The 24,818-nt window shown below is 47.4% G+C and carries 25 protein-coding genes and 1 tRNA gene; 16 read left to right on the forward strand and 10 right to left on the reverse strand.

The features are described from left to right. The first annotated feature begins 35 nt into the window (after window positions 1-35). The 6 genes from Q0X64_RS05265 (at window position 36) to Q0X64_RS05290 (ending at window position 4,792) form a co-directional block, all read left to right on the forward strand. Complete coding sequence (locus Q0X64_RS05265) at window positions 36-899, forward strand: hypothetical protein (protein ID WP_297809533.1); 864 nt, start codon at window positions 36-38, stop codon at window positions 897-899. A 3-nt stretch (window positions 900-902) separates the two neighbouring features. After that, on the forward strand, window positions 903-1,148 hold the full coding sequence (locus Q0X64_RS05270; protein ID WP_297809535.1) for a hypothetical protein: 246 nt from the start codon (window positions 903-905) through the stop codon (window positions 1,146-1,148). After that, a complete protein-coding gene (locus Q0X64_RS05275; protein WP_297809537.1) occupies window positions 1,148-3,193 on the forward strand; it encodes a TraM recognition domain-containing protein in 2,046 nt (681 codons plus the stop codon). Before Q0X64_RS05270 ends, Q0X64_RS05275 begins: the two co-directional genes overlap by 1 nt. 150 nt (window positions 3,194-3,343) lie before the next feature. Continuing rightward, window positions 3,344-3,934 (forward strand): hypothetical protein, encoded by a 591-nt coding sequence (locus Q0X64_RS05280; RefSeq protein ID WP_297809539.1) that lies wholly within the window; start codon window positions 3,344-3,346, stop codon window positions 3,932-3,934. A gap of 13 nt (window positions 3,935-3,947) precedes the next feature. Further along, entirely contained in the window at window positions 3,948-4,361 is a 414-nt protein-coding gene (locus Q0X64_RS05285) for a hypothetical protein (protein WP_297809541.1), read from the forward strand. Next, entirely contained in the window at window positions 4,358-4,792 is a 435-nt protein-coding gene (locus Q0X64_RS05290; RefSeq protein WP_297809542.1) for a hypothetical protein, read from the forward strand. Before Q0X64_RS05285 ends, Q0X64_RS05290 begins: the two co-directional genes overlap by 4 nt. 53 nt (window positions 4,793-4,845) lie before the next feature. Here the strand turns inward: Q0X64_RS05290 and Q0X64_RS05295 are convergent, their stop codons facing one another. After that, a complete protein-coding gene (locus Q0X64_RS05295) occupies window positions 4,846-5,028 on the reverse strand; it encodes a hypothetical protein (RefSeq protein ID WP_297809544.1) in 183 nt (60 codons plus the stop codon). A 120-nt stretch (window positions 5,029-5,148) separates the two neighbouring features. Here Q0X64_RS05295 and Q0X64_RS05300 point away from each other — a divergent pair, with 120 nt between their 5' ends. The 7 genes from Q0X64_RS05300 to Q0X64_RS05330 all read left to right on the forward strand — a co-directional run bounded on the left by Q0X64_RS05300 (window position 5,149) and on the right by Q0X64_RS05330 (window position 11,074). Then, window positions 5,149-5,637: a hypothetical protein gene (locus Q0X64_RS05300; protein WP_297809546.1), complete on the forward strand. Its 489-nt coding sequence runs from the start codon at window positions 5,149-5,151 to the stop codon at window positions 5,635-5,637. A gap of 22 nt (window positions 5,638-5,659) precedes the next feature. Next, the gene (locus Q0X64_RS05305; protein WP_297809548.1) at window positions 5,660-5,926 is read left to right on the forward strand and encodes a hypothetical protein; all 267 of its coding nucleotides are present in this window, start codon (window positions 5,660-5,662) and stop codon (window positions 5,924-5,926) included. 128 nt (window positions 5,927-6,054) lie between these two features. Continuing rightward, a complete protein-coding gene (locus Q0X64_RS05310; protein WP_297809550.1) occupies window positions 6,055-7,119 on the forward strand; it encodes a DnaB helicase C-terminal domain-containing protein in 1,065 nt (354 codons plus the stop codon). Further along, a complete protein-coding gene (gene trfA / locus Q0X64_RS05315; protein WP_297809552.1) occupies window positions 7,119-8,006 on the forward strand; it encodes a plasmid replication initiator TrfA in 888 nt (295 codons plus the stop codon). Before Q0X64_RS05310 ends, trfA begins: the two co-directional genes overlap by 1 nt. 351 nt (window positions 8,007-8,357) lie before the next feature. After that, the gene (locus Q0X64_RS05320; RefSeq protein ID WP_297809554.1) at window positions 8,358-8,804 is read left to right on the forward strand and encodes a hypothetical protein; all 447 of its coding nucleotides are present in this window, start codon (window positions 8,358-8,360) and stop codon (window positions 8,802-8,804) included. A gap of 164 nt (window positions 8,805-8,968) precedes the next feature. Next, the gene (locus Q0X64_RS05325) at window positions 8,969-10,516 is read left to right on the forward strand and encodes a YadA-like family protein (protein ID WP_297809556.1); all 1,548 of its coding nucleotides are present in this window, start codon (window positions 8,969-8,971) and stop codon (window positions 10,514-10,516) included. A gap of 339 nt (window positions 10,517-10,855) precedes the next feature. Then, window positions 10,856-11,074 carry a hypothetical protein gene (locus Q0X64_RS05330; RefSeq protein WP_297809557.1) on the forward strand — a complete coding sequence of 73 codons (219 nt, stop codon included), beginning with the start codon at window positions 10,856-10,858 and terminating at the stop codon, window positions 11,072-11,074. Window positions 11,075-11,081: 7 nt separating this feature from the next. Here Q0X64_RS05330 and Q0X64_RS05335 read toward each other — a convergent pair whose 3' ends face one another. From Q0X64_RS05335 to Q0X64_RS05365, 7 genes are all read right to left on the reverse strand, one after another. Next, window positions 11,082-12,530, reverse strand: a complete 1,449-nt coding sequence (locus Q0X64_RS05335; protein ID WP_297809559.1) for a plasmid recombination protein — start codon at window positions 12,528-12,530, stop codon at window positions 11,082-11,084. A gap of 9 nt (window positions 12,531-12,539) precedes the next feature. Then, window positions 12,540-13,748: an LPD7 domain-containing protein gene (locus Q0X64_RS05340; RefSeq protein ID WP_297809561.1), complete on the reverse strand. Its 1,209-nt coding sequence runs from the start codon at window positions 13,746-13,748 to the stop codon at window positions 12,540-12,542. Window positions 13,749-13,976: 228 nt separating this feature from the next. Further along, window positions 13,977-14,834, reverse strand: a complete 858-nt coding sequence (locus Q0X64_RS05345; protein ID WP_297809563.1) for a hypothetical protein — start codon at window positions 14,832-14,834, stop codon at window positions 13,977-13,979. Window positions 14,835-14,869: 35 nt separating this feature from the next. Further along, window positions 14,870-14,956, reverse strand: a tRNA-Leu gene (locus Q0X64_RS05350). Window positions 14,957-15,127: 171 nt separating this feature from the next. Beyond that, complete coding sequence (locus tag Q0X64_RS05355; protein ID WP_297809565.1) at window positions 15,128-16,861, reverse strand: chloride channel protein; 1,734 nt, start codon at window positions 16,859-16,861, stop codon at window positions 15,128-15,130. 114 nt (window positions 16,862-16,975) lie between these two features. Next, window positions 16,976-18,355 (reverse strand): oxygen-independent coproporphyrinogen III oxidase, encoded by a 1,380-nt coding sequence (gene hemN / locus Q0X64_RS05360; protein ID WP_297809567.1) that lies wholly within the window; start codon window positions 18,353-18,355, stop codon window positions 16,976-16,978. 83 nt (window positions 18,356-18,438) lie between these two features. Continuing rightward, window positions 18,439-19,110 carry a TIGR00730 family Rossman fold protein gene (locus tag Q0X64_RS05365; RefSeq protein WP_297809569.1) on the reverse strand — a complete coding sequence of 224 codons (672 nt, stop codon included), beginning with the start codon at window positions 19,108-19,110 and terminating at the stop codon, window positions 18,439-18,441. 236 nt (window positions 19,111-19,346) lie between these two features. Here Q0X64_RS05365 and purD point away from each other — a divergent pair, with 236 nt between their 5' ends. The 3 genes from purD to hemF all read left to right on the forward strand — a co-directional run bounded on the left by purD (window position 19,347) and on the right by hemF (window position 22,210). Beyond that, entirely contained in the window at window positions 19,347-20,636 is a 1,290-nt protein-coding gene (gene purD / locus Q0X64_RS05370) for a phosphoribosylamine--glycine ligase (RefSeq protein ID WP_297809571.1), read from the forward strand. 114 nt (window positions 20,637-20,750) lie between these two features. After that, entirely contained in the window at window positions 20,751-21,305 is a 555-nt protein-coding gene (locus Q0X64_RS05375) for an L-threonylcarbamoyladenylate synthase (RefSeq protein ID WP_297809573.1), read from the forward strand. Beyond that, the gene (hemF, locus tag Q0X64_RS05380; RefSeq protein WP_297809575.1) at window positions 21,302-22,210 is read left to right on the forward strand and encodes an oxygen-dependent coproporphyrinogen oxidase; all 909 of its coding nucleotides are present in this window, start codon (window positions 21,302-21,304) and stop codon (window positions 22,208-22,210) included. Before Q0X64_RS05375 ends, hemF begins: the two co-directional genes overlap by 4 nt. A gap of 166 nt (window positions 22,211-22,376) precedes the next feature. Here the strand turns inward: hemF and prfA are convergent, their stop codons facing one another. Together prfA and hemA are read right to left on the reverse strand one after the other, a co-directional pair. Next, the gene (gene prfA, locus Q0X64_RS05385; protein WP_297809577.1) at window positions 22,377-23,462 is read right to left on the reverse strand and encodes a peptide chain release factor 1; all 1,086 of its coding nucleotides are present in this window, start codon (window positions 23,460-23,462) and stop codon (window positions 22,377-22,379) included. Then, window positions 23,459-24,718 (reverse strand): glutamyl-tRNA reductase, encoded by a 1,260-nt coding sequence (hemA, locus tag Q0X64_RS05390; protein ID WP_297809579.1) that lies wholly within the window; start codon window positions 24,716-24,718, stop codon window positions 23,459-23,461. Before hemA ends, prfA begins: the two co-directional genes overlap by 4 nt. Window positions 24,719-24,818 lie beyond the last annotated feature (100 nt).

Raw genomic sequence — 24,818 nt, forward strand, 5'->3', positions numbered from 1 at the left:
CTATTATAATAGCAAATATAGTGAAAGGAGTTAGCATGAAGTCGATAAAATTGATTTTTAATTCAGTGATTACAGCTTTATTGATGTCGCAGCAGGCGCTTGCAGCGGGCGGCATTGACCTCTCTGTTATTGAAGAACAAGAGATTGTTCCCACAAAAGCCTTTGAAAAGGAATGTGCCAATGTTCAAGTATCAGGTGTTCATGCCATCTATGAAGCCATTAATAATGGTGCAGATGAGACAAGTGACCTGATTATCTCTGTTGAGACTATGCTGAGGACACCGCACAGCATACTGTCCAAACCCAAACAAATCGCAGTTGTCGATCCCTTCGACTGCTCAGTCAAAGCCATGAATAGCGGTATTCCTGAAGATAAAGTGTTCATTGATATTTTCAAGCATGAGCCACTTCTGGAGTTTATTTTCAAGAACTACCTAGGCGAAATAGCGCGTATTCAGAAAAGCGTATCGCTGGATAACCTTCCCTCGGCATACGTGTATCAAAGAGCCTTGAAAAAAGTTGATACCGATGATCATATTGCTGCATCAAAAGCGCTTGGTGTTGAACCATTAATCTGCGGGAAAACTTCTGAAAGCGTTTCTCTTTTATGGTCTGACGTATTTCTTGCTCTGGATGGAAAGGCGCTTCCCACCACTGAACGTGAGCGCGAGGCTCATTTTTCCCGGCGAAACATCGCAAGGAGAGACGGTGGGCTTTTAATGAGCACCAACAACTTTCCTGAAGTAAATGGTGTTGTAAAAATCCGTGAGCATAGGCACATCTTTTCCTGCCGTCATGAGCGTGACAACGATCGATTTAGTCGTGCAAACGAATACCTAGCTAAACATGTGAATGAGTCACTAAAAAAGCTTGGTGCTGACTTCAGGTTTAAGGAGTGATGTATGCGGTTTGTTAGCGATCTTCTATCACAGATCATCATCACTCAGGTTGTTTTAGCTTTTTTATGTGTTCAGTTTGAGCTTGAAATGGTGTCTATTTTGGCGCTCCTGAGATTTTCATTTTTGTACACGATGTTTTTATTTATCTCTGTAGTGCTTGCTGTCTATTTGGCTTTTATCGTACTGAGAACGACTTTAAATGGTAGAGCGGGACAGCGTGTCGCTAATGAATCAAGGGAGTGGGAGTAATGTTTTGGAATATTTTGTATGAAAAGCTCAACACGCTACCGTTTGCTGCAGCCTCTGCCGGAGCTGTTATTGGTCATGCTGTAGGCAGCGACCAACTCTATCAGCTTATGCGTTCAGAACATTATGCAGGTGTAATTTCAGGAATACCTACAGCAACTGATGTTATCAGTGCTTTAAATCCTATCGCCGGCGGGGTTCTAACGTATTGCCTTGCGAGGTCTACGGGGAATATTTTTAATTCTCATAAGGCCAGTTATCTAGCGCTACGACAATATTTATCATCAAGTGAGTTCTTTACTTATACGCTCCCAGAGTGGCCGGGTCATTCTGGGAATGGCGTTCGACTGGTTATTGGCGAGACTCACTCCGAAGATCCCTCGGATACAACTTTTTCTGACAATCCTGCGTGGTACACAATCAATGAGCGTGGTTTATATACGGGCATAATCGCTTATGGGGGCGTTGGTGCGGGTAAGACTGCTACCTTCATGTACCCCTGTATTGAACAAATGTTTGAGTACAAAAGTAGTGATATTGAAAAGCGGGTAGGCGGCCTGGTGCTGGATGTTAAAGGAGATTTCGTTGCTTATGTCGAAGAGCAGGCGATTAAACATGGTCGTGAAGCCAGTCTTCTAAAAATACGCCCTGGAAATGGTGTTAAGTGGAACCCAGTTCATGAGCCAAATATGGATGTAAAGGTTCTTACATATAGGCTTCAAGGTATTTACGAGAATATGAATTCTTTTGACGAGGGCGCCAATGCTTGGGTTACCGATGAAATGCTAAAACTTCTGGAGTGTGCCATTGGCATTATCCGCGTCTCGGAGGGTTATGTAACCATCAAGGCTGTTCATGAATTTATATTAAAAATCAGCAGGCCAGCAGCAGAGGAGGATGAGCGAGATATCAGGGATGGGTTGCCTCAAGACCCTAGGGCTCGACTGGATATGATTCGACATAAATATCGAAAACACTGTAAGAGTGAAGAACTTCGATCTGAACTTGGAGAGGGGGTAACGCCTGCAGCAAAAACCAAGGCCTGGATTGATGATATGAGTCAAAGAGAATTTGATGGTTACTATGATTATTTCGCTGATGAGTATTTAGGCAAGTCTGAACGAGAGAGAGATATTGCTAAGTCCGCACTCACTAAGATTACACAGCAATTCATGAGTCCGGTAATGCAGGACACATACTCTCCGGCAGAAGAAGATATAACATTCAAAGGTTTTGATGCCGTAATCGAAGATGGTGACATTGTTGCTTTAGACCTTGGTTCCACTAATGGTCCAATTGCGGGCGTGCTTGGAATTGCGCTGAAGCTTGCCTTTGAGAAAGCTGCACTTGCAAGGGTTGAGCGAGCCAAAAGAGATCCATCTGTCAACACAGATAGAGTTTTAATGCTTGTTTGTGACGAGTATCAGCGGTTTGCATCTGCTGCTGGGAAGAGGTGTCCTGAAGGCGATGATGAGTTCTTCGCTCAATCCCGACAATCAAAATGCTTTCCCTTGCTCGCAACTCAGCAGCCCTCTTCTTTAATCAACTCGGTTGGCGAGAAAGCGGCGGTGAACATTATGAACAACATCAGGACTAGGGTCGTCTTATCTATCTCAGCTGAAGATGATGCTGAAGACATAAGTCGAGGGCTGGGTAAACATGAAGTGAAGAAAAAAAGTGAGTCTGTTAATGAAAATTTCGATGGCGGGTTTAACCCTTTAACAAGCAAGGTTGAGGGCGGGAGTAGTGGTATGGGCAAGAGTGCCAGCTACAGCACTGAAAGAGATGTCCAAGTTTACCCTGAGCAGATAAGGGCACTAAGAATGGGTGAGGCTATCATTTCTGTCTTCGATGGTAGTGAGCTGCGCCCACCAAGAAAAGTCTTTCTTAAAACACACTTTATGCCGGACTTCTTTGAAGATATTTATGACAGCCCAAGGGAAATCCCTTGGAAGGAGCTTTACGAATGGCATTCCCTTGTAGGTAAGGATAAGTTTGATGCGCAGGCGGAATATAAGTCATTCAATAAAATTAGGTGGGCATTGTAATGATGATTTCACTACTTCTAAAAGGGGTCATTCTTTGTGTGCTGATTTTCGGGGGAATGTATCTAGCCTCAGTAAATGATGCATATGATGGTTTATGGTACCCCACACTCCTAATAGTTTTTGCACTATCAGTTCTCAGAATGCTTTGGAATGATGTTTTCAAGGGAGGGGGACGTGGTTAGTAAAGTGATACTTACATTTACTTCGATAGTTTCACTGGTCTTGCTGGTCTACTACGCCCCGAGTGTAGAGGACAGAGTAACAAGAGCAGAGAATGCAAGAATGGCAACAAATTTTTATGATGCCTTACCATTACTTCTACCATTGGGAAGCAACCCTATGTTGGGGGTCGATAGGGATTACAAGGCCACCCTCAACAAAAGCCTGAGTGAAAAGATTGGTGACCTGAGAGGTAAAATCCAGGACGAGACTGGATTGGAGGTTGGTGTGACCGGAGCTGAGCGAAGAATGAATGGCTTCAGAAAGCTAACCATATTTGATCCTTTCGCTATCGATGGTGACCAAGTCATGATTCGCTCCAAAGGAGTTGAGACCAAGGTCACCCTATCAAGAGAGCCTCAAACAGTAACTATTAGAACTGGTGAGTTTTATATAAAGGCTCTGACAGATGATGTGGCTGTTGCAATTGTGGTGCAGCATCAAAAAAATCCTTCACTGCAGAAGGTTGTGATAACTCCAGTCATATCGAAAGGTATGTCTGTTGCTGCCACCTCACATTAAAAGGCTAATCCTTATGAAACATGTTATAGCAATACTTGCGGCATCCATATGCTATCTGATTCTACAAGTGTCTGGACCTGAGGCAGTTGGTCTTATGGCAATAGCATTACTTGGTTACACTGCTCTGAAGATTTTGGCTGAGGCACGGCTGCTTCCATCCACTCTTTTGACACTTATGGGGGTTAAAGACACATCTATAACCCTAGAGCGTATACAGGCAAAAAAGAGAGAAAAAAAAGCGTCACAAGGTAAAAGCGGCGATAACGCAAGTGGTGAAAAAGTTGAACGACACACAGAGTCGGAGGGGGTTAAGAAAGCAGCAGAGGTAATTGAAGAAGCGCCCAACCCGTCACAGCGTCTTCGTGAGCTCAAATCAGAGGCCCAGCCTAATATGCGTTTCGCACCAAAATGGGGTAAGAGTGAATGATTACTAAAAGTGTGCTGATTGCAAAAGCGGAATATTATGTTGCCGGAAACGGATCTCTTCTCTCTGCTCTGATATTTGGTGCTGTCGCAGCATTTACATACGTGTTGGCCAGCGCTCTTCCAATCTCTATGAGTAATCAGGAAAAGATTGATACAGCGGCGCTAGATGCTGTAATGATAGGTTTTAGAGAAGATCAAGATGTCCCAGAACATTCGCTGAAAACAAGACTTAGTCCAGCCGCTACAGCGCTAATAAATGAGGGTATTGATGAAGTCAAAGAGCAGAGAAAAAGCAGAGTTGAGTCAGATCCCAACTATAAACTCAAACTAAAAGAACCTGAGGCTCTAACTTCGACCGAGCAAGCACCATCTGTGCTTGCGCCTCAGACCATTAGAAGCTCGGACACTATTAACTCTAATGCCCTGAACTAGAGCTGATGGTAATGGGTGGCTAGATATTCTCATGATATGTGTGCGATTGGTATCTAGCCATCCTTACTTTGTTCTCCATCCTTCTCAATAATGCGTTTTATAGCTCTTCTATGAGCTTCTAAAAGGCTCATGCCTATATCAATCATATAATGGCGCAATGGTTTCATGGCTTCTGCATCGTGACGAACAGTAATCCCTACGCTCTCATTTTCATTTTTTTTACTCTCTTTAGACATTTAGCTTCTCTGTTTTGGACAGTTTTTAAATAAAAAACCTTCCCCGCTTAACGTTCTATGGCCAAATGTGCTATTATAATAGCACATTCATTGAAACAGTGCGGGGTAGGAGTGATTTATATGAAAATTTTACCAACATTAATGCTGGCCTCTCTAGTTAGTTTCCTAGGGTTTGTTTGCACTATGACGGTTATTGCTGCGAAAGACCTATATGACTCAGCTCTGCCGCAGGCTTACGTCGAGCAATCTCAACTGTTCAACTCATACGTTAATACGCGGTTTATGGGTGATCTCACACTTGAAAAGTTGATGTCAGCTCATGGAGGAGATCTGCTTCAACCAGGCGGCACACCATGGAATATGTTGCCGGCATCGAAAGACCTAAAGTATGTAACTAATGGAAAGGTGATCCTTTTGGGGTCAGAGGGCAGTGTTACTGAATCTGCATGCAAGGAAATCCAGCAAGAGTTCAACAAAGACACCTCTGTCTATGAGGTAAATAATAAGTCAGAGATTGGCAATGTCCTTTACTTTAACCCTCGCAATTCTAGAGGTGGGTGCATGCTTATTAAGGGCTCTGGTGCCTCACCTTATCTGATTTTGGGTTAAACACTTTTACAGGAGAAGAGACATGACACCAACAGAAATACTTGAAAAGAAGTATGGCCATGAAATCAACTGCATCGCTTTGATAAAACCGAACAGCAGTCTAGCTAAGCAGCTTGACCTTAATGATCCAACTTATTGCATATTGGAATATTACCCAGGAATTGCGCCTGTAATTATCAAATGGGGAGATGGCTCTTTTAACTCTGTTGAGGATGCAAAACATATTGATGATTTGGTCTTACTCACAGACCTTGATCAAGATTGCGTTGATGAAGTGTTCGGTTTTTAGGAGCCAGTTATTGTGCAACTTAAAAAGCAAACATTGAAGGCAAGTTAGCTAAAGGTGTCCTAGGGAAGGTTGCGGCTTCCCCAGGACGGCAACTCAGTAAGGACTACGTGTGAAAGGGGTAGCTATTTATGAGTCACGATCAAGATTCTACTACAGCGTCAGATTTAAATACAAAAGAGCAAATCAGTATCGAGTCTGTGCAGCTCTCTGAAGAAGCACTGGATGAGCATGTAGAAGGGCTGATTAATATCAGATACGAGCCAACAAAAGATGACATTGAGTTGGCCAGCAGGGCAAGGGAGAAGCCAGTCAAAGACACGCGTGTTCTCGTTGATGATTACATGCGAATCTTGGAAGAAAGAAGCCAGGGCATTATGCGCCACATTCCAAGTGGGTTCGAAAGTTTAGACGACGAGCCCTGGTTGGAAAATGGAACACTGGTAATTATTGGCGGAAGACCCGCAATGGGTAAAACCGCCTTTGGTCAACAAATAGCTGAAAACACCTGCTCAGAAGATTCAACAACTCTTTTCTTTTCTCTTGAAATGAATGGTGTTCAAGTTACTGAGCGTTCAGTTTCTCGACGTTCAGGTGTTGAAATTCCTAAAATTAAAAAATGGGAAGTAACCGAGAAAGACGTAGATGACTTAGTTGCTGCAACTGTCGAGTTCAAGCAATTAAATCTACTGGTTGACCCAGTCTCAATGTCGATTCAGGAGTTAGTAGCCATAGCTCACAAGGTGAAGGATGGTCTTGAAAGCCGAGAATTACCTCCACTCAAATGTATTGTGATTGATTACCTTCAAAATATTGAAGTGCTGGGGCGTGAAAATGCTGAAGAAAAAACGAAGGTTTCTTACGTATCGAGACAGTTGAAATGGTTGGCTAAGGAGCTTGATATTCCAGTGGTTGCCCTGTGTCAGTTAAACAGGGCAGTTGAAAGTAGACAGGATAAGCGTCCTAGCCTTTCTGATTTAAAAGAGTCGGGGCAAATTGAGCAAGACGCTGAAATTATCCTTTTTATTTACAGGGATGAGTATTACAACACCGACTCTGATATGCAGGGAGTCGCTGAGATTATCCGAGCTAAATCAAGAAATGGGAGTACCGGGACTACGTATCTGAAGTTTCATGGTAAGACGGCTACGTTTTCGGACATGAATAAGCCGGAGAGTCTGAAATGGGCGGCGTAATGAATGAGACAGTATCAGGCAGTCTGTCAGCTTTAACGACACGGCTTAAGCAAAATACTGTAAAAGCCTCAGTGGTGGATGAGGCTGTTGTTGAGGATAGGGCTTCGAACGACAGTTTTGGTTCTTCAGAGCGTGTTGTGGAGGCTATAAAGCGTTTTCCTGATGAGGTCAGCATTCTACCCACAGAGTTGACTCGGACGGCGCTTTTCCCTCTAAGGCTCAAGAAGCAAGAAAGGCGTCTCCTAAATAAAACGAAGCTAGCAAGCAGGCAGGATGTAACGCTTGAATATACCGGTATCGAATTGGACCAGGATGATGCAGATATTTGGCTGGCCTGCATTAGGCTGTCAAATGGTCATGGGTTAGGTGAGCGTGTATATACATCCGCGTCTGCCCTATTAAGAGAGTCAGGAAGAAAGGGGCGTGGTGGTGACAACATCAAGTTGCTGTTGGAGTCCCTAGATAGACTTTCATCAGCTGATATTAAAGTCACATACAAAAGGAACGGACAAGTTCAGGATGCTCATTTATTTCTGCTGAAGAGTGGTGTTAACCACGCAACAAAAGAGATCTATTTTCGTTTAGATCCTGAGGCAGCTGAGCTGTTCAGGAACGTTGCTTACATTGGCTGGGATGCAAGGTGCAAACTCAAGAGTAGAAAAGCAAAAGCTATTCACTCATATATTTGCGGTCACAAAGCAGGGAAAAGACACACAGTAAGACTTACAGATCTCATGACATGGCTGGGCCACAAGGGCCGTAAAGCAGACTTCCTTAAGAACTTGGATACAGCTTGCAATGAAATCGTCAATGTAAGCGAAATCACCGACCTAGATATAAATAAAAAAGCTGACAGGATCAGTTGGGTGCGCTCACATAATGCTTAATCAAACAGCAAATCACTACGCGTCAGTTGGGCGTAAATCTGCGTCAGTTGGGCGTAAGGATGCGTCAGTTGGGCGTAAGGATGCGTCAGTTGGGCGTTTATGGAAGGCGAAAACCGTTGGTATGCCAGACTTTGCGCGGTGCGCTAAACAAATAAACATGTTTAACAAAAAACATGTTGTTACAGCATACCGCTCTAAGGCGGATATGCTGCAGCCAACCATTACGCATTGCTATCGCAATGCAACTTCATCTTATGAGAAAAAAAGCGGTCCGCGGCGGAAGACTTTTTTCTTCAGTGGTTTTTGCATTCAGCAATGAATGCGTAATAGATAGCACAGGGAGATCTATTCATGGCAATTGCAGACAGAGAAGTATTGGAGCTGGAAGTTAATGACTACTTAAGCTCTGTAGCAATGAAGACACTTATGACATTAGTTGAACGTCAAGACTTAATCTTCAACTCATGCTTACTCAAGAAGATTAGCTCATCTTCCCCAGAGTACGGGCTTATAGCTGAAGAATCTTTGAGAATGGTCGCGAATCTTGCTATGTGTGTGATGATGGAGAAGTATGGCTCACATAAGCTCTATTGGGCTTATTCGAATCAGGCGCATTTTGAATTATCACCTCTCCAGGAGATGATGATTTTGCATAATCTTGAGGTATGCGTTAACACAGCTACTTTCGAAACAGCCTACTCTGTAGATCAATCAGGTCAAGATGCATTTACATGGTTATATCTTGATATTGTCACAGACGCTACTTACAAAAAACCAAATCTTAAGCTGATCGCTTGACACCATAACCCCCCCTGGCAATTTTGCCGCGAATTTTACCTTTTCTAATCCGGACAGTTTTTTCTTAGGAAAGCGCATTTCCTTCAGCTTTGCAGCCAATAATGCTATTATAATAGCACGGCTTGTTAAAGCCATTATCGTTTTTAGCTACGTGTGGAGGGTTTATGAAACCTTTTTTTAAATTCGGGGTGATTGATGCGGCGGTTACCCTATCAGCAATGCTTTTAGTTGCATCTGTCACTTATGCAGATAGCGTTAACATCGGTGAAAACAACGAGGTAGCTTCTGAAGCTATTGGTATAGGAACCAATATGGTTGTGGGACCGGAGTTGATGCCAACAAATCCTTACCTTGAAGAGAATGAGTATTCTCAGGGGATTGGTTACAACTCCACTGTTTCTTATGGTGGAAATTTATTCGGCCGTGAATCACGAACTGCCGGTGGGAATATATTCGGTAATTATTCTAGTGGGGGAGGAACCTCGAATCTTTTTGGTAACTATCTTGATGGAAGGAATGGTTCAATTCTGATTGGTAATGACTCATATGGTAATAACGGCAACTGCCTGGGTGATCATTGTTATGCCGTGCTTGGTGATGCAATTGGTGACTACAGTAAAGTTACAGAACACAATGTAGTGTCATTTGGTAACTCTGATATTGACTTGCAACGTCGACTAACCAATGTTGCCGAAGGGGTTGATGCTACAGACGCTGTAAATAAGGGGCAGATGGAGGGTTATGTCGCTTCAAAGATTGTAAACGAGGACGGCGTCGTAACTTTTAGCGATGGCGAGCCTATTTACGATACTGCAGCCTATGAGTCCGACCTTGAAGACTGGCACTCCCAGGCGCCTCAAGAAGATAGTTTTTATTCGGATGAGCCGGATATATTTGATTTCGATGAACCTGAACCAGAATATTCTGATTATTTTGACCCTGACACTGGTACGGTTGATCAAGCCGCCTATGACGCTGCTTACGATGAATGGATCATAAACGGCCTTGATTTTGAAGCTTACGACTCAGCGTATCAGTCCTGGTATGAAAATGAATACACACCTGGCGTTGAGCAATACAACAACGCATATGCAGATTACCAGGCAGCTAATCCTGCTCCCAATCAGTTTGATGATGCTTACATTACCAGTGATGGATATTCCAGGGTTGCGAATATTGCAGACCCCGTTGAGTCTACAGATGCTGCTAACAAGCGTTATGTTGATGAAAATGATCAGCGAGTCCTGTCAGAAGCACAGGAATATTCAGACGAAGGTGATAGACAGGTGTTATCAGAAGCGCAAGAATATTCAGACGAAGGTGATAGGCAGGTGTTGTCTTCTGCAAATTCATACACCGATGCGAGCGTAAGCCGTTCAAACGCTGCCAGCACTGCTTACACGGATAAGAAGTTTCAAGAGAGTATCTCTTACACTAACCAGCGTTTTGATGAATTAGATTCTCGAATCGATGAGCTAGAAAGTGAGTATTCATCTGCCATTGCAGAGGTTGCCGCCATGCCGATCCTTCCGGCAATGGTCAAAGGTGATTATACAATTGCTCTAGGAACGGGGTATTACAACAAAAAGGCAGCATTAGGCATGACTTTTGGTCATCAGTTTGATCATAGGTCACTTGTATATGGAGGGGTTTCCGCTTCAACCGGTGCAAAGCCAGTTCTTAGAGCTGGTGTCAGCTTTACTTTTCGTTAAATGTAGCCTGCTTCTCGACTGAGGGTTAAATCCTCAGTCGGGAATTTCTTTTAGCGGTGCCATGGGGATATTCATGAAGAAGACAATCACTTTAAAGCTCACTGATAATCAGCACAGAAAATTAAAGGTAATTAGTACAAAGAGGGGGGTCAGCATGAGCGCTCTAATAATAGATGAGCTTATGATCATGGCCAGGGACCTTTAATACCTCACTTTCTAAGGTGAAAGACTTGCGGTTTTGATTGCCCCATGATGGGTGGGCTGATAGACATATCTTTCGACAATTATGCATAATGTAATCATGAACTCTATATACACACCCATCTACCTGGGGCTGAAATGAAGCCTAAAGGCATTACATTCAAGGTCCCCATGGATGAATACAAAGAATTAAAGCGGATCAGTGCTAAGAAAGGGGTTAGCATGAGCACTTTGATCAAGAATGAGCTCTATCTGATGATTGAAGATGGTTCACTTGAAGACAGAGAGCGCAGTAGTGTCATGCCTGGGGACGGCCCCTTCGATCCTTTCGATCCTTTTAAGGATTTCCCCGATTAATGCAAGCCTAAAGCTCTAATTCTAGACCTCTATCTCGCTTGATATCCTTGGAGAGGCAGTTAACTTCTCTGCGGTACAATTCCATATCACTCTTCATAGTAACCAACTCATCTGACCAGTCTTTTTCCAGTTTTGGCTTGTGGCGAATGCTTCCGATTAGCTCCTTATTGGCCTGTTCGGCGAACCGGTTACCGTGTTCATCATTATCAAAGCCAAGATACACCGCCTCAATATCATTCTTCACTATAAAGAGATTAATGTTCTTATAAATGTCTTTTACCGGTGCGCCGGCGGTACTTATGGTTTTGATGCCATGGATTTCGGCATATGCCAGGGAGTCAACCGCGCTCTCACAGATTGCTAGTCGGTTTTCATATTTGAGATCGTTGGGGGTGGCAGTGAAGAAAGTGCTCTTGTTAGAGCCAGGAGCAACTTGCTTGAATGTGCTTCCATCAATCATCTTTGATGTACCAACAATCTCTGCCCCGCTTTTGTTGCCTTGAATATCACGCATAACAAAAACAGCGTTTCCCTTGATGTCGGCATAGACATCACCAAGATCAACTGCTGACTTATCAATCCCTTTCCTTAGAAGGTAGTCGGTGACACGGCCAGATTTATTAATATCTGGTTCTGGCAACGAAAGTTGCGGTTTATTTATTGTTTTCTTCACTACAGGCTTGGGCTCGAACGTCTTGAGTGATACGCCCTCATTTAACTCTTTAACAGCATCACTGAACGAGCATTGATTGATGTGCATTACCAAGTCTATGGCGCCAACTCCAGCTTCGTTAGTAGCCCAGTTACTCCAAACGTTGGGGTTATTTTTCTTTATGGAAATTGCACTGCCATCGGTATCAGTTCTATGCCATCTGAATCCTGCTCTGTCATCTTGCTCATAACCAGCCCTGTGCAGGACCTCTTGGAGCGAGATTGAGCGAAGCGCATCGAGTTTGTGCTTAAGTTCAGAAGGTAGGGGGTCACCACCTTTGAATCTCGCCAAGCTTGAAACTCTCTTCTGTCCCCTGTTGAGACCTATTTCTTTTACCGCATTGGCATACTGGTCTTGCAATGATGCCAGCTTGCCTGGTGAGCCTATAAAGCTTCTTGCGCTCAGCTTATCTCCATTCAGAGGCACAAATGTGTAATGAATTTCAGGTGCGCCATTTCGCTTGGCTAATGTGACATCAATATAGTTGGACGGGCCAAAGTGTTCCTTGGCCCACTCAACAGATAAATCCTTCCACTCTCTGATTGTCCTGTTGTCGCAGGACTCATAAAACTTTTTCGATACACTCATTACAACCTCAACAGCGTGAACCGCATCTTTTCGCGGGGGGGTGCTAAGAGTGAGATCAATTTTTTCGGAGGCCAGTTTTGCTACAGACTTTCCTCTCTTCAGCTCCAATTCATTAAGCGTTTTGATCTTATTTATTTCCAACATCGCTTTATTCATATCCCCTCCTTAGGCTAGGTCGAGACCAACGTCAAGCTCTCTTTTTTGTGAGAGGGCATCCGAGCTGGGCAGCCTGGCTAGTGAGTTCAAGCGTTGCTTCTCCTGGTCAGACAGATGTGATGCTTCCTGATCTAACTGCTGAGTTTTGGTTGTTAGACCATCATCTCTTTCGAGAACTGTTAAATCCTTTTGCATATTGAGCACAACAGATAGGTCGTCAGCACGGCTTTTGAATTGTTCATTACCAGATACTTTCAGCTTTACCCGACTTTCATTTTCAGCGATAGGCTTAAATTTCTCTTGAGCATAAATCAGGCCCGCAGCAACACTTTTATTGTCTGTCATTACCATTTCAACGCTTTTACCTGTATCAATGAAAACCGCTTTACCTTCTTGATTATGGTGAACGCCAGGGTAAATTGTTGTATCTGGCTTACCCCTCATTAATTGTTCTTGAGAATACTCTTTGAGACGGACCTCAAAAGCATCCTCAACAGGGTCGGTTTGCTGAGTTTTGTGCTGAACAAATTTTTCGAAATAATTGCCTTCAAATTCACGGGTGCCAGGGAATAACTGTTCTACAGAGTGAGAACTGCTATCAAACTCTGGAGAGGTTATGACGGGTATGTGCTGACCATTAGCTTCATAATCAATCACCTTCTGAGCGTCTGAGTTATCCTCCAAGGCTTGCTTATGAAGGTAATCATCAAATGTTTCTGAGTGATCGTAAAGTGAATTGAGCTCATCTAGTTTTACTTGGAAGTGCTCCCTAATTTCTTCAGCTTTAGTTTGATTCAAATTTGTAAGAAAACTCTTGTAGTCTGCTCTATCTTGTGCAGCTTTTTTCAGAAATTTACTTGCCTCGTCTTCACTCATCTCCGAAACGTTTTGATAAGCCTTGTCATAGTTTTCACGGTTGTTTAACTCACGCTCGATAGATGCGTCGATATCTTCAAGGGATTGTTGAAGCTCTTGCTCCAGCCTTTCCCTACCTACCTTGAGGATTTGTGTATCTTGCATGTAGTCGAGTTGAAGCCTGTCCTTGAGCTTGTCCATGCCCTGACTCCAAGTTGCCTCAGTAGCATTTATAACTTCATCGTGGCTTTCGGCGGCTTCCTGAATCAAGGCTCCCCTAAGCTGTTGGTGGGCTGGCTTTGCACCGCCATCCAGGAACTCCTCGTTGTTCATCCGCTGCATCCATGAATCTTTACTACTCATTCCAATACTCCTAATTTATTAGTTGGTTCCAACAGCCTCCGCGAACTCTTAGTACGCATCTATGATTTTATCATTCTCACTTATGTTTGCGAATTTATTGGATTTTTGGACAGAATTCTGTCCTAAATTAGGAGTATCTATGTAATACATGTATTACATGTATTACATGTATTACATGTATTATATTTGTAATATGTGAGATATCTGTCGCAGCTATGCGGGGTAATGTTATGTGTGCGAGAACACCTGCTCAAGGGTGTTTCTTCCAGTGAACTCCCTAGCCACAATCGTTCCAAACGACTGAGCAATCGTGAATGCCAGCCATAGGTCACCCCTGGTAAGGCTCTGCTCCTTATACCTTTCCTCAACCCTGGGAAATATTTTTAGATCTTTTTCAATCTTCATGAAGTCCTCATAACCTGAGACCTCAACAAAACGCTTGAGACCTTTTACTAGGTTGTGGCCAAGGCTTTTAGCCTCACTTTGTGATAAGCCTATCTTCAAAGCAATGAAGGACTTGATGAATATTTCTACGGCCATTCTGCTGTTAAGAATGGATCTTGGATCAGGTTTGTTTTGAGATAAAAGTTGAATGGCAGTTTTTAACTCTTGGCTGCCAGCAAAAAGAAGTTCTTTCCCGAAACCACTTATCTTGCCCGTCTTGGTTAGATCCTCCAGGCCATGAGCGTAGTCAACGCAGTCAGCCCAGAAAATTGTATATTTCCATAACTCATTATTCTCATTCATCAACTGAGCTTTAATGGGGGAAGGCATTTCTGCCAGAGAGTCGAGGGCGTTTAATTGAACCCTTCCGTATGAGAGTGGGATCGATATATCCCAAAACTCGCCATCGTAGAAGTAGACGGAATTGAACAAACTTCCGATTTCGTTGGCGCCTGGTTTGGACCGTTTTTCAAACCATTTAAATATTCTGTCAGCAGTGCTTGAAGATATTGAGACAGATACGTTGTGGTCAGTCGAGTATCTTCGTAGCGCTTCCCAAGGGCGTTTCTTGTGTTCTAACCCTGAGCTACTAAATTCAGAATTTAGCTTGAGAAGGTATTCTTCGAGTGCCGAATCATCCATGCCGTAAGAAGAAATAGGTGTATTGTGTTGAGGAGTGGTGCCCGGGGCCGGAATCGAACCGGCACGGCCTAACGGCCGCAAGATTTTAAGTCTTGTGTGTCTACCAATTTCACCACCCGGGCAGGCGGCTTGCTACCTATATGTTACCTTGAAAATAAATATAATTCTTAATAAGTTGATTTTTATATGTTTTTTCCGGGGCGGTGAAGAGATTTTAAGTCCCTTGTGTCTACCAATTTCACCACCTGGGCAACAAGCGGGGCATTATAACCGAGTTTGGCTTTATTTTTCAGCTATTGATGTTTGGCGGTCACGGCAGAGGGCAGTCGATAGTGTGACTCAATCGTCTCGCGGGTGAGAATGCCGTAGGTTCTCTCAATCATCGGTGCCGTCATGCGGGTGACAAACAACGCCTCGACATGATGGCTGTTGAGGGACTCGGCGGCTTCATGGAGGCTGGCATGCAAAGATATCTTATGTACATTGCGGCGGCTGGCCGGGATTTGCATCAGATCAATATGCCCTCCTTCCTCGGTACTGACGGCCCGCGCCAAATCACCGGCCGGCATCAGGGCCACCGGCTCACGGTCTTCCTTGATCAAAACCCAGTCCGGGTTGGACTCCAGTGCATGTACCGCCGCCTGGGTGCTGACTTCGCGTGACATGATAATGAAGTTACGCTGCATGGCATTGGCCACGCTGAGCCGGCGTAAAGTCTGGGTAACCGGGTCGTTGCGAAAATCGAGACCACGGGCTCGCAGCAGCTTCATGAACAAGGCGTCTTCTTTGAAGTAGTCATGAATGACCAGGCTGGAAAAGACGATGGCCAGCATGCCGGGCAGGATAATATTGGGGTTGGCCGTCAATTCCAGCATGGCCATCAGCGCGGCCAGTGGAGCTTTGAGGGTGGCGCCCATCATCGCGCACATGCCAATCACGGCATAAAAGGTCATGGTTGATGATAACTCTGGAAACACTTTACCCCCGACAATGCCCAAAGCGGCCCCGGCGCAGGCGCCAACGACCAAAGTAGGGCCAATCAGACCACCGGGAATACCCAGTCCCACGCAGGCGGTGGATAAGCCCAGTTTAAGCACCATCAGTATCAGCAGAGCACTCAAAACAGCTTCATTGCTGGAGATACCACTGATGGCGTTGTAGCTCATGCCCATGACCTCGGGCACCATTAGCCCGGCCAGGCCCATCAAAATACCGGCATATGTGGTTCGAAGCCAGTAGGGGTGGTTGTTAAACAGGCCTGAGAAAAAGCCCAGACTGCGCACAAACAGGGTGGCGAGCCCGCCAATCAACACGCCCATCAACACAATGTAGGGGATTTCCCATAAAGACTGCATATCAGCGGACAGGTTGGCAAAAATGGCGGTTTCACCAAAGGTCAGACGGCTGAGCACCGTGCCGGTGACTGAGGCCAGGATGATGGGGATAAAGCTGGCGATGTGATATTCCATCATGATGACCTCCATGGCGAAAATCACACCGGCAATAGGGGTGTTAAAGGAGGCAGCAATGGCGGCTGCTGTACCACAGGCCACCAGAATGCGCACGCTGTTATTGGGTAAATCCAGCAGGCTGGCGAGTTGACTGCCACCGGCAGCACCGAGATGGACACTGGGCCCTTCACGACCAATCGAATGACCACTGATCAGGGCAATGCCGGCACCGAAAAACTGTCGTAAAGCATTCTGCCAGGGCAGGCGGCCTTCATAGGAAGAGAGCCGCTCAATAACATGCACCACACCGGTGTTGCGCTGTTCCGGCTTGAGCCCGTAAAGCAGCAAACCAATCAACAGGCCACCGGCAATGGGCAGGCCTAACACCCACTGCCAGGGCAGATTGGCGAAACCTTCAATTTCTCCGGTGGGGAACAGCCATATCTGGCCGTAATCGATAAACAGCCTGAAAGCGATGATGATGAGGCTGGCGAGCAGACCGGTAACGATCGCCAGACCATAAAGCTTTGCTGCGGAGTCACCAAAAATAAAATACTGACGAATTTTCTCCAGCATATTGCTTTGCATAACCCGAGCTCAGAAAGATAGTCACTCGATTTATACCGAAACTGCTGCAAAAACGCCAATGACAGCTTGGTAATAAGGTCTGAGAGCCAGCGCGTGCTGCGTTCAGATAACGCGGGAAAAACGCTGTCTGGCAAGCTGACTGTATTTATCAAACAGCATGCAGACATGGCGGATGAGCAGTCGGCCGGTGGGTGAAATTTCAATCCGATTCCAGTCGTATTTCAGCAAGCCGTCCTGAGCGAATTGCTCAAGCTGTGGAAATATCTCGTGAAAATACTCGGCGAAGTCTATCGGATAGCGACTTTCCAGTTCGGCAATATCCAGCGCAAAATCACAAATCAGCCGGTTGATGATCTCGCGGCGCAATTTATCGTCGTCATCCAGTGTGATACCGCGCATCACGGGTAAACGCCCGGCTTTGATGGCCTGATCATATTCAGCCAGGGTTTTGACATTCTGGCTGTAGGCGTCGCCCACCATGCCGATTGAAGTGATGCCTAGCCCGATCAGATCACATTGAGCATGGGTCGAATAACCCTGAAAGTTGCGGTAAAGCTGGTGGTTTCGCTGTGCAACCGCGAGCTCATCGTCGGGCTTGGCGAAGTGATCCATGCCTATGTAGACATAGCCGGCCTCATTCAGCTTGTTGATAGTACTTTGCAGAATAGCCAGTTTAACGCTGGCACTGGGCAGATCGGCGGTGCGGATCTGACGCTGGACTTTGAAGCGCTCGGGCAGGTGGGCATAGTTAAAAACTGAGAGACGATCAGGTGACGCTGCGATCACCTTATCTAGGGTTTCATTGAAGCTGGCTACAGTCTGATGCGGCAGACCATAGATCAGATCCAGGCTGATACTGCGAAAGCCTTCCCGCCGTGCGGCTTCCAGCACGCGAAAAGTCTGTGCTTCGGTCTGAATGCGGTTGACCGCTTGTTGCACCTGCGGGTTAAAGTCCTGCAGACCCAGACTGAGCCGGTTAAAGCCAATCTCCCGCAACAGCGCAATGGTGTCGCTGTCTGCTTCACGCGGGTCGATTTCAATAGAAAACTCACCGTTCTCATCATCAGCCAGCGTGAAAAACTGACGGGTGACGTGCATTAATTCCCGCATCTGCTGGTGGCTTAGGAAGGTGGGGGTGCCGCCGCCCCAATGTAACTGCTCTACAACGCGATCGCTGTCGAATAGCGCTGCCTGCATGGCCATTTCCTGATGCAGATTTTCTAGATACGGTTCGGCATGAGTCCGGTTTTTGGTGATGATCTTATTGCAGGCACAGTAATAACAGACGGTATCGCAGAACGGCAGATGAAAGTACAAAGATAATGGGCCGCCACGCTGATTGGAAAGGTCGATATGTTGTTGATAACGCGCAGCATCCAGGCTGTCATTAAATTCCAGCGCAGTCGGGTAGGAGGTGTAGCGCGGACCGGCGCTGTCGTAGCGCCTGATAAGGTCGGCATCAAATTGTAAGGCTTGCTGCATGGTCAGATCCTGCTCAAATTTTGAGCAATTATAACCAGCCGGGATGAACAGGAGGCGCTTACTTGAGCCTGATTTGACCTGGATCAAATGGGCGAGCGCTGCTCGGTTTCTGATTGAGCTGACAGGCTGTCGACATAGGCCTGAATAATAGGCGGCACCTCCTCAACATTATCAACCATCCGGAACAGAAACATATCCTCTGCATCGATACAGCCCAACTCCACCATTTCCTGTTTGAGCCAGTCAATCAGCCCCTGCCAGAAAGCTGAACCATAAAGGATGACCGGGAAATGGCGAATCTTCTGGGTCTGAATCAAGGTCAAGGCTTCAAAGAACTCGTCCAGGGTGCCGAAACCACCGGGGAACACCACATAGCCCATCGAGTATTTAACGAACATCAGCTTACGCACGAAGAAATAGCGAAAACTGAGGCTGGTATCCTGGTTGGGGTTAGGCGTTTGTTCATGGGGCAGCTCAATATTGAGGCCGACTGAGCGGCCGCCCTGGTTGATGGCGCCCTCATTGGCCGCACCCATAATGCCCGGCCCACCGCCGGTGATGACAGATAAACCGGCCTGAGACAGCGCAGTCGCCACTGCTTTTGCAGCATCGTAATAGGGAGAATCGAGGTTCAGCCGTGCGCTGCCAAATATGGAGACTGCAGGCCCCAGTTCATTCAGCGTTTCTATGCCATCAATCAATTCAGCCTGGATACGAAATACGCGCCAGGCTTCTGAAGTTTTCAGATCTTCCATGCTCAGTCCAGCCTCTTCGCTGTCATGCCTGTCATTCAAGATAATTAAATGCCCATGGCTTTGCAATTGGCTGGATTGGCTGGCGTATTGGGTAACAATCCCTCTGTGATCCCGAGCGAAGTCGAGGGATCTCAGGGCTCAGCAACGGATAGATAAATCAGGCTCCTGCGCCTGATGATAGAAAGCCGGATATCAGGTATTATTATCGCCTTTTCTGCACATTTTTCGGCGAATCTATGAAAGTTCTTGTAATCGGCAGTGGCGGGCGCGAGCATGCGCTGGCCTGGAAACTCAGTCAGTCTTCCCAGCAACCACAGGTTTTTGTGGCACCCGGCAACCCCGGTACCGCGCTGGAACCTGGTATCAGTAATGTAGATATTAAAGTCGAGGATATCGACGGACTGGTGGCTTTTGCCAAAGATAACGCGATTGACCTGACCGTGGTTGGCCCCGAAGTACCCCTGGTGTTGGGCGTTGTCGATGCCTTTGAAGCGGCCGGTTTGCGCTGCTTCGGCCCCAATCAGGCAGCGGCTGAACTGGAAGCCTCCAAGAGTTTCACCAAGGACTTTCTGGCCCGCCACCAGATTCCCACCGCGGCTTACAAGGTCTTTACCGAGGTAGAGCCGGCTAAAGCTTATATTAAGGAGCAGGGCGCGCCGATCGTAGTTAAGGCTGATGGCCTCGCAGCCGGTAAGGGCGTTATTGTTGCCCAGACCGAACTGCAGGCGATAGAGGCCGTGGAAGATATGCTGGCAGGCAATAAGTTTGGGGATGCCGGTCATCGGGTTGTGGTTGAAGAATTCATGACCGGCGAAGAAGCCAGTTTTATCGTGATGGTAGATGGTGAACATATTCTGCCATTGGCGACTTCTCAGGATCACAAAGCACGCGATGATGGCGACAAAGGCCCCAATACCGGTGGCATGGGCGCGTATTCACCGGCACCGGTCGTCACCGATGACGTCTATCAGCGCATTATGGATGAGGTTATCGTGCCTACCGTCAAAGGCATGGCGGCAGACGGCAGGCCCTATGTCGGCTTTCTCTATGCCGGTCTGATGATTGACGAAAACGGTGCGCCCAAGGTGGTCGAGTACAACTGCCGTTTTGGTGACCCTGAAACGCAGCCAATCCTGATGCGTCTGCGTTCGGATCTGCTTGAACTCTGTCAGGCTGGCCTCGATGGCCGCCTTGATCATGTCTCCGTGGACTGGGATCCGCGTGCCGCAGTTGGTGTGGTCATGGCAGCAGGCGGTTATCCGGATGCCTATCGCAAAGGCGACAAGATCTCCGGCCTGACGCAGGCAGAAAGCCTGGGTAGCAAGGTCTTCCATGCCGGCACGGCATGCGAAGGCGAAGATGTGGTTACAGCGGGTGGTCGTGTGCTTTGTGTTACTGCGCTGGGTGACAGCGTGGCTGATGCCAAGGCCAAAGCCTATATTTCCCTGTCGGAAATCAGCTGGGATGATGCCTACTACAGAACGGATATCGCTTACCGGGCGGTAGCCCGCGAGCAGGCGCTCTGAACAAGCGCCAAGCCAGTGAAACTCGCTTTATGAATGGGAAGCAGGCTACAGACCGGGTCTGCGGCTCATGTCTTTGACAATAATGACCCGTTTTTTTATTGAGAGGGACATCCAATGACAGCGCAAAACTGGCGTTTACGACGCGCCCTCAAAACGCTGGAAGCCGGCGGACTTATCGCCTACCCGACCGAAGCCGTATATGGCGTCGGCTGTGATCCCTGGGATGAGGATGCCTTGATTGAATTGCTGATGCTCAAACAGCGGCCCTGGCATAAAGGTCTGATCCTGATCGCATCCGATTTCAACCAGTTACAGGATTTTATCCAGCCTTTACCGGCAGATACCCTCAAAATGGTACAGCAAAGCTGGCCCGGACCGGTCACTTGGTTATTGCCAGTGCGCGACGAGGTCTCGCCCTTTTTGACTGGTGAACACGACACCATTGCCGTCAGGGTGACAGCCCATCCGTTAACCCGTCAGCTCTGCGAAGCATTCGGCGGGCCGATAGTCTCGACCAGCGCGAATATTGCCGGTCTCCGGCCTGCCAGAAATGTGCACCAGGTGCGATGGCAACTGCCCAGCATAGAATATGTTTTGCCCGGTGCGCTGGGTGGGGCCAGCCGGCCCAGTGAAATCCGAGATGCCAGAAGCGGAGCTGTGTTGCGATGAGTCAGCCGGATATTGATGCAGTACGTAAGTATTTACTCTGCCTGCAGGACAATATCTGCAGTGAGCTTGAAGCTATCGATGGGGAAGCTGAGTTTGAACTGGATCAGTGGCGTCGCGAAGCCGGTGGCGGTGGCCGCACCCGGGTGTTGAATGAAGGTCGGGTGTTTGAACAGGGCGGTGTGAACTTTTCTGAGGTTAGTGGTGACAATATGCCGCCGTCAGCCACAGCCAACCGGCCGGAGCTGGCTGGCCGCAGTTTTCGGGCGATGGGCGTGTCGCTGGTGATACACCCGCGTAATCCCTATGTGCCCACTTCGCACGCCAATGTCCGTTTTTTTATCGCCGAAAAAGACGGAGAAGCGCCAATCTGGTGGTTTGGTGGCGGCTATGATCTGACACCCTATTACGGTGATGAAGATGATGTGATTCACTGGCACCAGACGGCCAAAGCGGCCTGTGATCCCTTCGGTGATGATGTTTATCCGCGATTCAAAGCCTGGTGTGATGACTATTTTTACCTCAAACACCGCGACGAGCGCCGGGGGGTAGGCGGCCTGTTCTTCGATGATTTGAATGAATGGGGCTTTGAACGCTGTTTTGCTTTTATGCAGGCAGTGGGCAACTCTTACCTGCCGGCTTATCTGCCAATCGTGCAGAGACGCCAGGACACGCCGTTTGGTGAGCTGGAACGTGACTTCCAGCTATACCGGCGTGGTCGCTATGTTGAATTCAACCTGGTGTATGACCGCGGCACTTTATTTGGCCTGCAGTCGGGGGGACGTACCGAGTCGATCCTGATGTCGTTGCCACCACTGGTGAAGTGGCGCTATAACTGGCAGCCCGAGCCAGGTTCAGCGGAAGCCAAGTTGTATACCGACTTTCTGCTGCCACGTGAATGGGTCTGATGAGGGGAAAGGCTTATCCGCAGATGACGCAGATAGCCACAGATTATTCCCTCAGCGAATTACCGACTGCTTCATGCCCCTGTCCATCGGCGTTAAGCGAGAGGCAACAAGCATTAAAATCTCATCAGTTAATCAGCGTTTATCTGTACCATCTGCGGATGACCTGTTAATCACCGGCCAGTAGTGCCAGTTGATCAGCCTGATATTCGTTGATGAGCGGCTCGACGACCTGATCCAGGTCACCTTCGACGATTTCGTTCAGCTTGTACAAAGTCAGGTTGATGCGATGATCAGTCATGCGGCCCTGAGGGTAATTATAGGTACGGATGCGTTCACTGCGGTCACCACTGCCCACCAGTGATTTACGGGTCTGAGCCTGTTCTGCTTCCTGTTTTTGTACCTGCTCGGCCATGATTCGTGATTGCAGCACTGCCATCGCCTTGGCGCGGTTTTTATGCTGGGAGCGTTCTTCCTGACATTCCACCACGATACCGGTGGGGATATGGGTAATGCGAATCGCCGAGTCGGTTTTATTCACGTGCTGACCACCGGCGCCTGAGGCACGGAATGTATCGACGCGAATATCCGCGGGATTGATATCAACTTCGTCGATCTCGTCGACTTCTGGCAGGATCGCGACGGTACAGGCTGAGGTATGAATACGACCCTGGGATTCGGTCTCCGGTACCCGTTGCACACGGTGGGCACCGGATTCAAACTTGAGTCGCGAATAAGCGCCTTCACCGACAATTCGGCAGATGATTTCTTTGTAACCGCCATGCTCGCCTTCCTGAGCGCTGATAACCTCGACTTTCCAGCGCTGATTTTCAGCATAGCGGTTATACATTTTGAATAAATCACCGGAGAAGATCGCCGCCTCATCGCCACCGGTGCCAGCGCGGATCTCCAGGTAGATATTGCGCTGATCGTTGGGATCTTTGGGTAATAGCAGCTTTTGCAGCGTCAGTTCCAGATCTTCCAGTTTGCTTTCTGCGACGGTGAGCTCTTCGCTGGCCATTTCCCGCATCTCAGCATCGTCTTCTTCCAGCATCAGCCTGGCATCGTCGATTGCTGTCAATGTGTTGCGATATGTAGTGAAGTTGCTGACAACAGGCTCTAACTGTGCGTACTCCTGGGATAAGCTGCGAAACTTGTTCTGATCGGCCATGGTATCCGGATCGGCTAGCAGGCCAGCGATTTCTTCATGGCGATCGACGAGAGATTCCAGTTTTGATTTGATCGACTCTTTCACTTTTGATCCTTGATATTAAACAGACGGCGGGCTGAGTCCAGCAGCTGGTCGTCTTCTTCGAAACCGGACTGGCGTAATTGACGGCTGGGTTCGTGTAAAAGGCGGTTGGTCAGGCTACGGGCCAGTTCTGTCATTGCCTGCTCAGGAGTGAAGCCCTGTTCCAGTTGTTTTAATGCTTTTTCAAGTGAAGACTTACTTACTTCTTCTGCATTATCGCGAATGGCCCGAATGACAGGGACGGCATCCTGGGCTCGCAGCCAGGCAAGAAAATGACCGACTTGGCTGTCGATGATTTCTTCGGCCTGAAGCGCGGCATCGCGGCGGGACTGCAGGTTTTCTTCAATAATGTCTCTGAGGTCGTCCACGCAATAGAGGTAAATATCCTCCAGTTGGTCGACTTCGACCTCAATATCACGTGGCACGGCAATGTCCACCATAAAAATAGGTTTGCGTTTACGCTGTTTGAGCGCGCGCTCCACCGCACCCTTGCCCAAGATCGGTAACTGGCTGGCAGTGGAACTGATCACAATATCGGCCTCGGCCAGGTGTGCCGGCAACTCACTGAGGCTGATCGCATAGCCATCCACTTGGGCTGCCAGATTATGGGCTCTTTCAACGGTGCGGTTGGCAATAATCAGGCGCTGGATGCCGTTATCAAACAAGTGACGGGCCGCCAGTTCGATGGTGTCACCGGCACCAATTAATAACGCGGTGGATTGAGCCAAATCACTGAAGATCTGTTTTGCCAGGCTGACGGCAGCAAAAGCAACAGATACCGGGCTATTGCCAATGGCAGTGTCGGTACGGACCTGTTTGGCCACTGCAAACGCATGCTGGAACAGCCGTCCCAGAGATTTGCCCAGCGTTTTGGCATTCAAAGACTGGCTGTAAGCGTCTTTAAGTTGTCCCAAAATCTGCGGCTCGCCCAACACCATCGAGTCCAGGCCACAAGCCACTCTCAGCAAATGGCGGATTGCGTCGCCATTCTGGTAGTGATAAAGATAGGGCGTTATCGCGCCTTCTTCCAGCTGATGAAACCGGTGCAACCAAGCCACAATATCATTGTCTGAATCATCATCGAGGCAACAGTAGATTTCTGTGCGGTTGCAAGTCGACAGAATGACGACTTCAAGCACAGACTCCTGTTGCTGTAGCGCCGACAATGCGTCGGGCAATGTGTTCGCATCAAAAGCAAACAGCTCGCGGATATGCACGGGAGCCGTATTGTGGTTGATGCCGTAAGTGACAAGATGCATATTGGGAAAAAGTCGTAATTAAATGCTGTTAAACTTTACAGCCGTTGTTGCAATGGTTTTTGTAGGACAAATCAATTCGCCATTCTATCAAAATCAAACG

The sequence above is a fragment of the uncultured Methylophaga sp. genome (assembly GCF_947259025.1).
GTDB lineage: Bacteria > Pseudomonadota > Gammaproteobacteria > Nitrosococcales > Methylophagaceae > Methylophaga.